This is a genomic window from uncultured Methanobrevibacter sp. (genome assembly GCF_937898925.1).
Taxonomy (GTDB): domain Archaea; phylum Methanobacteriota; class Methanobacteria; order Methanobacteriales; family Methanobacteriaceae; genus Methanobrevibacter.
Map to the genome: position 1 here is coordinate 18,819 of NZ_CALDKF010000021.1, position 10,473 is coordinate 29,291.

At 34.8% G+C, this 10,473-nt stretch carries 11 protein-coding genes; all 11 read right to left on the bottom strand.

Annotation, left to right across the window (positions count from 1 at the left end; all coding sequences use genetic code 11):
• Position 1: 1 nt before the first annotated feature.
• Positions 2–1,756, bottom strand: a complete 1,755-nt coding sequence (locus Q0409_RS01600; RefSeq protein WP_298534360.1) for an ATP synthase subunit A — start codon at positions 1,754–1,756, stop codon at positions 2–4.
• On the bottom strand, positions 1,753–2,070 hold the full coding sequence (locus Q0409_RS01605; RefSeq protein WP_292786807.1) for a V-type ATP synthase subunit F: 318 nt from the start codon (positions 2,068–2,070) through the stop codon (positions 1,753–1,755). The genes Q0409_RS01600 and Q0409_RS01605 overlap by 4 nt, the downstream gene beginning before the upstream one ends.
• Positions 2,067–3,221, bottom strand: coding sequence for a V-type ATP synthase subunit C (locus tag Q0409_RS01610; protein WP_298534364.1), 1,155 nt, complete (start codon positions 3,219–3,221; stop codon positions 2,067–2,069). Before Q0409_RS01610 ends, Q0409_RS01605 begins: the two co-directional genes overlap by 4 nt.
• Before the next feature lie 12 nt (positions 3,222–3,233).
• Complete coding sequence (locus Q0409_RS01615; RefSeq protein WP_298534367.1) at positions 3,234–3,914, bottom strand: V-type proton ATPase subunit E; 681 nt, start codon at positions 3,912–3,914, stop codon at positions 3,234–3,236.
• Between the two features lie 13 nt (positions 3,915–3,927).
• Complete coding sequence (locus tag Q0409_RS01620; protein ID WP_292778590.1) at positions 3,928–4,413, bottom strand: V-type ATP synthase subunit K; 486 nt, start codon at positions 4,411–4,413, stop codon at positions 3,928–3,930.
• A gap of 251 nt (positions 4,414–4,664) precedes the next feature.
• The gene (locus Q0409_RS01625; RefSeq protein WP_298534370.1) at positions 4,665–6,671 is read right to left on the bottom strand and encodes a V-type ATP synthase subunit I; all 2,007 of its coding nucleotides are present in this window, start codon (positions 6,669–6,671) and stop codon (positions 4,665–4,667) included.
• 9 nt (positions 6,672–6,680) lie between these two features.
• Positions 6,681–6,995 (bottom strand): ATP synthase archaeal subunit H, encoded by a 315-nt coding sequence (gene ahaH / locus Q0409_RS01630; protein ID WP_292786818.1) that lies wholly within the window; start codon positions 6,993–6,995, stop codon positions 6,681–6,683.
• A gap of 411 nt (positions 6,996–7,406) precedes the next feature.
• Entirely contained in the window at positions 7,407–7,754 is a 348-nt protein-coding gene (locus Q0409_RS01635) for a hypothetical protein (protein WP_295606555.1), read from the bottom strand.
• Positions 7,755–7,785: 31 nt separating this feature from the next.
• On the bottom strand, positions 7,786–8,292 hold the full coding sequence (locus tag Q0409_RS01640; protein WP_298534373.1) for a nitroreductase family protein: 507 nt from the start codon (positions 8,290–8,292) through the stop codon (positions 7,786–7,788).
• Between the two features lie 80 nt (positions 8,293–8,372).
• The gene (locus tag Q0409_RS01645; protein ID WP_298534375.1) at positions 8,373–9,221 is read right to left on the bottom strand and encodes a citryl-CoA lyase; all 849 of its coding nucleotides are present in this window, start codon (positions 9,219–9,221) and stop codon (positions 8,373–8,375) included.
• Positions 9,222–9,404: 183 nt separating this feature from the next.
• Positions 9,405–10,289, bottom strand: coding sequence for a fumarate hydratase (locus Q0409_RS01650; protein ID WP_298534377.1), 885 nt, complete (start codon positions 10,287–10,289; stop codon positions 9,405–9,407).
• Between the last annotated feature and the right edge of the window lie 184 nt (positions 10,290–10,473).

Here is a 10,473-nt window from a genome sequence, read left to right on the forward strand (position 1 = left end):
TTTATACCTCAGCACATTGTGTTACAACTTTTTCTTGAATTTCTTTTACTCTTGCTTCAAATTCATCTTCTGGGACGTATTTCATTCTAGCAATGTCCTCTTTAACAGTTAAAGCTGCAATTTCTTTTACATCTGCACCACGTTCTACAGCTGCACTAGCTGCTTCGTGGAACTTAAGAATAGTTGCTAACATACCTGCTTGTTTAGCTGGAGAACAGTAAGTGTCTACATCGTCGTATGCGTTTTGTTGCAAGAAGTCTTCTCTTAACATACGGGTAGTTTCCAATACAACTTGTTCAGAATCAGGTAATGCATCAGGACCTACTAATTGTACAATTTCTTCAAGTTCTGATTCTTTTTGTAAGAGAACCATAGCTTGATCCCTGTTTGCTCTCCATTCTTCTGAAGCGTTTTCTTGCCACCAGTTGGTAATACTTTCTACATATAAGGAGTAACTTTGTAACCAGTTGATGGAAGGGAAGTGACGTTTATCTGCAAGAGATGCATCCAATGCCCAAAATACTTTACAAATACGTAAGGTGTTTTGAGTAACAGGTTCGGATAAGTCCCCACCAGGAGGTGATACTGCACCTACTACAGTTACGGAAGATTCTTTAGGATCTTGACCAAGAGTGATTACTCTTCCAGCTCTTTCGTAGAACTGTGCAAGTCTGGATGCTAAGTATGCTGGGTAACCTTCTTCCCCAGGCATTTCTTCTAATCTTCCTGAAATCTCCCTCATAGCTTCTGCCCATCTGGAAGTTGAGTCTGCCATGAGCGCTACGTCGTAACCTTGGTCACGGAAGTATTCTGCAATAGTAATACCAGTATATACACATGCTTCACGAGCTGCTACTGGCATGTTGGAAGTGTTTGCAATAAGAACAGTCCTATCCATAATTGGATTTCCAGTTTTTGGGTCAGTAAGGAATGGGAACTCGGTAAGTACTTCAGTCATTTCGTTTCCACGTTCTCCACATCCAATATATACCACAATGTCTGCGTCTGCCCATTTAGCTAATTGTTGTTGTGTAACAGTTTTACCTGAACCGAAAGGACCAGGAATAGCTGCTGCCCCACCTTTAGCTAAACAGAAGAAAGTGTCTTGTGCTCTTTGACCAGTAATAAGTGGAATATCTGGGTCCAATTTTTCTTTGTATGGACGACCTTTACGTACAGGCCATTTTTGAAGCATTTGAACTTCTTTAATTCCTTCATCAGTCTCAATTTCAGCAATAGTTTCAAGTACTGTGTACTCTGCTTTTGCAGCAATAGACTTAATGGTACCTTCAATCATTGGTGGAACCATAATTTTTTGTAAAACAGCAGATGTTTCTTGTACTTGACCAAGTACGTCTCCACCAACAACTTTGTCCCCTACTTTAGCAATAGGTTCGAAAGTCCATTTTTTCTCTTTGTCAATAGAATCTACATCAATACCTCTAGCGATGTAATCACCAGAAATACCTTTAATAACTTCTAAAGGTCTTTGAATTCCATCAAAAATGGAACCCATTACACCAGGTCCAAGTTCTACAGACAATGGACCTCCAGTACTTTCCACTTTCTCACCAGGTTTTACCCCAGCGGTTTCTTCGTAAACTTGAATGGTAGCGGTGTCGCCTTCAAGCTCAATAATCTCACCGATAAGCTTAGCTTCACCTACTCTTACCACTTCATACATTTGAGTTCCTCTCATCCCATCTGCGACGATAACAGGACCTGCAATTTTAATAATATTTCCTTCATTAATCATTTAACCATCTCTACCCCGATAACTCTCTTAATAAGAGCTGCCATTTGATCGGCACCGCCTTCAGATGAACCAGATTTATCTGGTATCTCAATAACCATTGGTAACACATCAGAACCAAGACGTTTATGAATATGTTCTCTTATGTTATCAGCTATCTTTTGTGTAATTATAATAATTGAAATTTCATCGTTTAATAACTCATCAAGAGCATTTTTAGCTTCTTCATCATTATTTACAATAATACCTTTTTTAACTCCACCAAGTTTAAAACCAGTGACAGTATCGATATCTCCTATAATAGCGACATCACTCATACTAACATCTCCCTAATTTTAGATATTGGGAAGTCTTCTTCTCTTTTAGCTCTTGCAATAACTTTCAAGTTTTTAACTTCAACTTCTTTTTGTGACAAGAATCCTATTATAGGTCCAATACCTAATGGTTTTTTCATGGAATAGGATTTTGCAGAGTCAACTAAAAACTTGTCTAAAGCTTGTTCAAAGAGAGCTACAGATCCAGTTTCATTGTATTCAGGAAGCACATCAGTAAGTACATCAGAGTATTTTGTTCCTTCTAAAGAGGAGATTACTCCAGTGACATCTTCTGCTTCCATAAGATCTTTAAGCTTCCATTCTCTTAATTGATATCCACTATCAATCATGTATGGACTGATAGCATCATAATCTAATCCATCAACTTTTGCTCTCAATATTAATTTAATGTTAGCTACATCAACTTGATTTCCAACGTATGAATAGAGAATTTGTTTGTTTTCATCAGATGGTGTTTCTGAGGAAGCGAGCAATTTATCTAAATAATATTTATCTAATGCAGATTCCAAAGGAAGGACCATACCTGTTTTTTCATATTCCGGAAGCACTTCTTCTAAAATCGGTGCATACTCAGTTCCATCTAATCCTGCAACAACATCAGTTACAGTGTCAACATCAGTTAAACGTTGTAAATCTTCATATAAAGAACCAGTAGGAACTAAAAGTTCTTCAGTAGCTTCTTGGCTTAATCCTGCTTCTTTAGCAGTGAGTAAGCTTTTAATATTAGCAATGTCAGATTTCTTTGCCATTACTTTAAATGAAGATTGAATTTCTTTAGGAGCCATTCTTGAAACTAAATCGTAAGTTTCACCAAGTTGAATATCTAATGCCTTTTCAAGTGTATAATTATCTAAGTATTCAGCATAGTCAGGAGATCCTCTGAGATAGTTGGTAATTTCTTCAACATTGTTTGCTTCAACAAGTTCAGAAATTTGCTTGTCGTCAAATAATCTTCCTTTTCTTGCCCTTACTCTCGCATTAGGATGAAGATATGGATAAACATCTAAAATTGGTCTAGTTGCAACAATTACAATAATTGCACCAATAACTACAAATGCTAAAAGAACTATTGCTAAAAATGCCTCATTAGAAAGTCCTAAGGAACTTATGATTGTAGCAATTTCATCAGCCATAATTCATCTCTCCTAATCAAATAAAGTTTTTGCAACTTCTGAACGTAATGATTTCTTAAATCTTAACATTCTAGATTCAATAGTGTTATTAACTTGAATTTCACCATTTCTTGTTCTTAATATAGCTCCACCAATAGTGTCGATAGGTTCGCCAATTTCTAAAGTAGTTTCAACATCAGTTTCTTGAGAAACTTCTGTAGCGATTGCACTAAGATCAGAAGGTTTTTCACGTTTAATTAAAGATTTGATTAATCCAACAATGGATTCCAATTTGTCTTGGACTTTAGGAATGTCTTCTTCTTTTAATAAAACGATTAAATCTCCGCCACCAATTTCTACAGCTGCTTCTTTAATCATTTCAACTAAAGCATCCACATATTCTGAATCATTGGTATTTGCCATATTTGTTAAATCTTCAGTAGCTTTACTGAAAGCTTCTTCGATTACTTCTTCTTTTGCCCCTAATTCTGCCCTACGAGCATTCATTTTAGCTTCAGAAATAATTTGTTGATATCTCATTTCAGCTTGTTTTGCAGCATCTTCTGAGATTTTAACTTTGGTAGCTTCAGCTCTTTTTTCACCATCAGCTAAAATAGCATCAACTTTTACTTGAGCTTCACTTTTATTTACATCAGCTTTTGCTTGAGCATCAGACATTATGTTAGAGACAATTTTGTCTGCTCCAGAGCTCATACAACTGACCTCCTTAACCTAATATTCCACCGAATACCATAAGTAAGATAGCAATCAAGAAACCGTAAATAGCTTGAGTTTCTGGTAATGCAGAGAAGATAATACCTCTAGCAAACATGTCAGTATCTTCAACGATAGCACCAACAGAGGAAGCTGCTGCCATACCTTGTCCCATACCGGAACCTAAACCTGCAAATCCGATAGATGCACCTACACCAATAGCTACAATACCTGCAGTAGTGGAAAGACCTTCTCCTCCACCTAATAATCCTGAGAATACAAGTAATAAGATAGCAATCAAGAATCCGTAAATAGCCTGAGTTTCTGGTAATGCAGAGAAAATAATACCTCTAGCAAACATGTCGTTATCTTCTGCTACAGCTCCAACAGATCCAGCTGCTGCCATACCTTGTCCTAAACCGGAACCTAAACCAGCAAAACCAATTGCTACACCAGCACCAATTGCTGCTAAAGCAGTACCTAAAGCAATTTCTACCATATAATATATCTCCTTAAATTAAATTGTTTAAATAAATCGTTTAAATATAATTTTTCATTATATTCCAATAGAACGTAAAGTTCTTGATAAAAGAACGTCATTTTTATAAGAATTGTCATTTGACATTTCCATAAGCATAAGTTCTTGAATTTTTAATTATGAATTTTCATAATTGCCTTAAATATAAAATCACATTTCCAATAATTTCATCTTTAAGCGTTGAATTATAAAACTATAAATTTAAATTTTGTCTATTTTTTGATTTTAGTAAATTGTCTTTTAGCTTTAAAAGCTTCAAATGAATGTTTTCCACCCATATAGAATTGAGAGAAGAACTCTACATAGTTAAGACGCAAAGCGTTAACACCAGCACCTAATACTTGGAAAAGGAAGTTAGCAATATGTCCACCAATAAAGATGATAATAGCTAAAACAATACCTACAACTGGAATCATGTCATTTACCATATTGGTCAAGATGTTTACAGTCATTGCAATACCACCAGTAGCTAAACAAAGAGCTAAAAGACGAGCATATGAAAGGACATCTCCCATGAATCCAAATACATCCATAAGTCCGTAAGCACCGTTACCCCAGATAAGCATACCGAGAGCAGCAACAATTAATACTGCACCTAATGCCATACCGATCATTCCAATTGCTGGGAACAAGAATCCTAAAACCAATAAAATGATACCAAGTTCAAATACAAACCATACGATTTGAGAACCGATTGCCTCTTTTTTCTCGCCGTATCTTAAATTGTCAATTGCACCTAAGATGAAACCAAGGTTGGTGTAGATAATACCAATTACAATAGCAATAACTAAGATAGTAGCTGGATATTTGAACGCATTAATGGAATCAATAACTGTAGGGAGAGCAGGGCCCCAACCTAATATTCTAGTCCATAGGTCCCCAAGTAAACCATTGGTAACCAGACCTAAAATAATAGCCCATACACCACTTGCGATGATGATTAAACCACCATCATGCATGGTTCTATTGATTTTACCCATTCCTCTGTATAAAATGAATCCTATAATTGCAACTAAAAGACCATAACCTGCATCGGTTAAACAGAAACCGAAGAAGAAAGGATATGTAAGAGCTACAAATAAAGTAGGGTCAATTTCATTGTATTTCAATGGGGAATACATTTCAACTAACAATTCATAAGGTTTTGCATACGCATTGTTTTGCTGCAATACAGGAACGTCTTCTGCATTGTCTGGAACTTCCTCGACTTCCATGATTGCATGGCCTTCAGTTGCGGTCTCAATAATAGATTGAGCTTTTTCCACATCTTTTTCAGGTACCCATGCCTCAAAGACATAAGTCTTGTCAGTTTCAGCAAAACCAGCGAAAACCTCATTCTTATCTTTCTCATTTTCTAATTGTTCTTTTAAAGCAAGAACTTCATCATCCCATTTTTCCGCTACAACTTTCAATTCAGCTTTAGCTTGGGATCTTTCACTTTCGATAGCTTGGAGTCTGGATTCAGAAGAGGAAATAAGACTATCAGGTCTTCCTTCTAAACCTTCAGTTTCAAACTTCTCGAATTCATTTTTCCTAAGTAAGGTATAGATATCATCCTTATACTCATTAGCAACGACGACAACCATGATATAACTTTCTTTTTCTTCGTCTGGTACTAATTCATAGAAGAGATCATCTGTAATCTTACTGTATTCATCTTTGAATTTCTGAGCTGACTCAGCAGTGATCCTACCAACAATGGTAGAAGTGTACTTGGAATCGCTTAATAGACCTAAGTCCATGTCTAAAGGTTTTAGCTTTTCGGCCAAGTCCTTATTTGATTCAAGTTTACTCTCTTCACTGTCTAGTGCGGCTAACTTATTTTCAATACCTTTTGTTTCACCTTCAACCTGGCTTAATGTTGATTCTGCATAAGCTATCAAGCTTTCAGTATCAACATCCTCGACTTCTTTTGGAACTGGAAGGTCAGGACTGATAAATGACATTATCAGTTCCTTCATGCTTCTATCCTCAGACAAGGCATCTCCAAGCAAGTCGGAAATACCGCTTGTCTTCATGAGAAGTGAAGATAGCTTACCGGTGTGGGGTGTAACTTTTGAAGGTTTCAAAAGTTCTGCTAGCTTAGGATCTTGCTGAATACGTTCAGAAATATCATTTATTTGAACAATACCCTCGTCGTGAAGTGCACTGACCGTAGGACTAGCGTATTTGTCCAAAGTTATAACATTAAGCTTACGCATTCTCGCAGTTCTAAACATTATCTCACACTATAAAATATTTTTAACAATAATTGAAGCAGCTTCATCTATATTTTTTCTTGCGTCATTTTTGATGCTTTCAACATCTTTTTCTGCTTGAGAAGTAATAGATTCAGCTTCTTTCTTTGCATTTTCTTCTGCATTAAAAACAGTAGATTGAGCTTCTTCGCTAGCTTCATTCTTAGCAAGTTCAATCATTTCATTAGCTTTAACAGTAGCCTCATCAATCATTGCTTTCGCATCGACTGTTGATTGTTCTACTAAGGAATCAGCATCGCTTTCAGCTTTTTTTATTTGGGTAATAGCTTCTGATATCCCTGCCATAATAAATCACCATGGTAATTTTATTTTTATTTTTGTTAATATATATATTTTATTAAAATATTGTAATATTATTATATAATAAAGAAATTATAACGACATTATAAAATTAAATTTCATTAAAAAATTAGAATGAAATTTTAGTAAATATTTTGAAAAAATTAAAAAAATATAATAAAAAATTAAATTGATTAGAATTAATAAAATCCCAAATAAAAGTATTAAAATTAAGATAAGAAAAATAAAAAATTAGATTTCATGAAAAAATCTTGAAATTTCATGAAAGAAAAAATAGTGAAATTTAAAAACAAAATGAAAACAATTTATGAATCATTGAAAAAATAATGAAATAATAATAAAAAAAATAATGAAAAAATAATGAAAAAAAGTTAAAAAATAGAAATGAAAATTGAATTATTTATGGAATAATCTTAAGAAAGATTTAGGTAATTTTCCAAGATATGCTGCAACTGCGATTGCAAGCAAAACAATACCAAATATAATGAAAATGAGATTATATGGCATCAAGAGGAAAGTAATACCTACCAAAACAAAGATTAACCCATCAATGAGAATAGCTGCCTTAGTCCAGCTAGGTTCAAATACAGACATTGCAAGTGTCCATCCAACTACAATAAGCACAACACTTGAAGCAATGACATCATAAGTGACAGGATTTGCATCAACATAATTCCATAATCCTAAAACCATCAGGATAACTGAAAATGCAAGTAAAATAATTGATTTTTTTGTAAATCTCATAGTATCCTCTTAAATCTTTTTTAAGTAATAATTATTTGTAAATGACCAATTCCCCAATAGCTTTTCTAGGAGTGTCTCTTGGCTCTGCATTTCCATAACCTAAAGGAGTGAACAATACAGGTTCCCATTCATCATCTAAATCCAAGAATTCCCTTGCCTTATCAGGCTTGAATGCAGCAATGAAACAAGTGTTCAAACCAACATCTTCAGCTGCGAGGATCATATGGGTCATAACAATGGTTGCATCAATGTCTGCAATGTTCTTATCATCATACTTCCTAGTCCAAGCCTTTTCCTTAGAGGCAACTACACAAAGGACAATTGGTGCTTGTGTAAACCAATCAGGACTGTAGATTCCTTTCAATTCTTCCTTATACTTTTTAGTGTCAATTACAATTACCTTAAAAGGCTGGAAGTTAACTCCAGTTGGAGCAAGTTGAGCAGCTTTTAATATCATGTCTAATTTTTCTTGCTCTACTTCCTTATCTTCAAAGCCTCTCATACTGTATCTTTGTTCAATTACATCAAAAAATTCCATCTAAATTACTCCTTAGAATAAATAAATGATAAAATAATTATTATTCTCATTATGAATATTATTTCATTAGAATATATTTCTTATTCTGAATCTTCATTAATGTCTCTATTTTTAAATCCTTCATAAACGATGTCTTCCAAATCACAGAAGCGTCTGAATTTCTCTTCCTCTTCCATCTCTTCGTATGCATGAGCTACAAGTCCAGGGAGTCTTCCAATCATAAAAATTCCCAAACCTAAAGAGCTGTCGAAGCCTAAATCAGAAAGCAATCCTGCATTGACTCCATCTACATTCAAGCAAATTCCTTTCCTATCATAAAGTATGCTCTCGATTACAAGTGCCAATTTTGTATGTGGGCCAATTGATGATTCCATAATGGCCAAATCAAGCAATTTGACTGCACGAGGATCCTTATCATGATACCTATGGCCATAGCCAGGCACTCTTTTGGATTCGGATTGATACTTATCAACAATTTCAATAGCCTTAACTGCTATTTTCCTGTTTACATCCTCATCTGCAGTTTCCTCAAGGTTCAATGAACTGATTGATTCCTGGAACAATTCCATAGCCTTCTCAATAGCTCCGGCATGGTTTTTACCAAAGGACAGCAATCCTCCTGCAACAGCATTATTGATGTTTGCACCGGATGATGCTATCAACCTTGCAGACTGTGTGCTTGGAGGGGTTACACCATGATCGCAAAATGAAACAAGAATATGGTTAAAAATCTTGGATTCCCTCTCATCAGGCAATCTTTCCCTAAGAAGCAAAAATACCATTTCTGCAAAGCTAAGATTTGTTATTAAATCTTCCTGATTATAGCCTCTAGTAACCAATTCATTAGGCTTAACATCAGTAATCTTAGTTTTTATGCTGTGTTCAGGAAATTTAAAACCATTCTTACCAGGTTTTGGATTATCGTTCATAATATTCTCCTTAAATAATCGTATATAATCTATATATTCTAATAATTAGTCTAATATTAAAGTCTAATATTAAAGTCTAATATTAAAGTCTAATATTAAAGTCTAATAATCAATAATCTTAATTAAACTTGATATAATATAATTTTTTCTAATATTTAATCCTATTTTAGTTAACTTGAATAACTAGAATTCAAAGCTTGAAACTCTTGGCTCAACAAAACATGCAGGCCTTGCTGCTACAATTCTCACTCCACTTGCCCTTTGAGAGCCAATGTTGACAAAAGAGCCGAGCACTGTTGTTTTACCACCAAGCCCTAAAGGACCTATATTTGTCTTATTCAACTCTTCTGCAATGTATTTTTCAATATCTGATTGATAGCCTAAATTACCATGAACCATTGCTCTTAGCATTAATGCATTTGCCTCAAAGTGGGTTCTTCCAACTCCAATAGCTGGAATTGATGGAGTGCAGCCTAACATAGCCAATGATTCCTTTAGCCAATCCAAAGCTTCACCGAAAACTATTTTTGAGTCTCTTTTATGGAAAACCCTATATGTCTTTGCCCTTATTTCAGGACCTCCACCTTCCAATAGAATTGTGATTCTTATCTTATCTTCATCCACATCAATCAGTCTTCCATAAGTGGATTCGTCTTTCTCTTCAATTAAAAAGGATGCGGGCTTCATCATATGGGACTCATTGTATAAACCTTGTGATTGCTCAATGCGTTCAATATCATTTCCTTTAACTGCCATTGGCCTTCCTGGTAGTTTATCAAGTCCTTGTGCAATACCTATATTGATTTCATTGAAAAATCCTTTAGGAATTTCCCTTTTCTTCCCTATTTCAATCAAGACATGTGGAATTCCAGTATCATCACATAATGGAAGCTTCTTTTCATTAGCTACCTTAAAGTTTTCAATCATCTGTTCCAAGGCCCAAACTGCATTTTCATTATTTAGCTCCTTTTCCAATTTTAGAGCATTTTCATAAGCAGCTAATCTGTCTTCACTATATGAACTGCCTGCATTTACAACTGCATCTTGAACCTTTTCAATCAAATCCATAGTATCAACAATAATCTTAATTTAAAAAACGAAAAAAAATAATTATTTTACCATTTTTGTTATAATTTACTTATTATGGCATCTGGATAATGCCTTTCAATTAAATCTTTAATCAACACCACTTGCTTAGCTCTCTGACGAGCTTCCTTCTCAGTTGTGTCCCAACTATGATGCTTTGCAACGG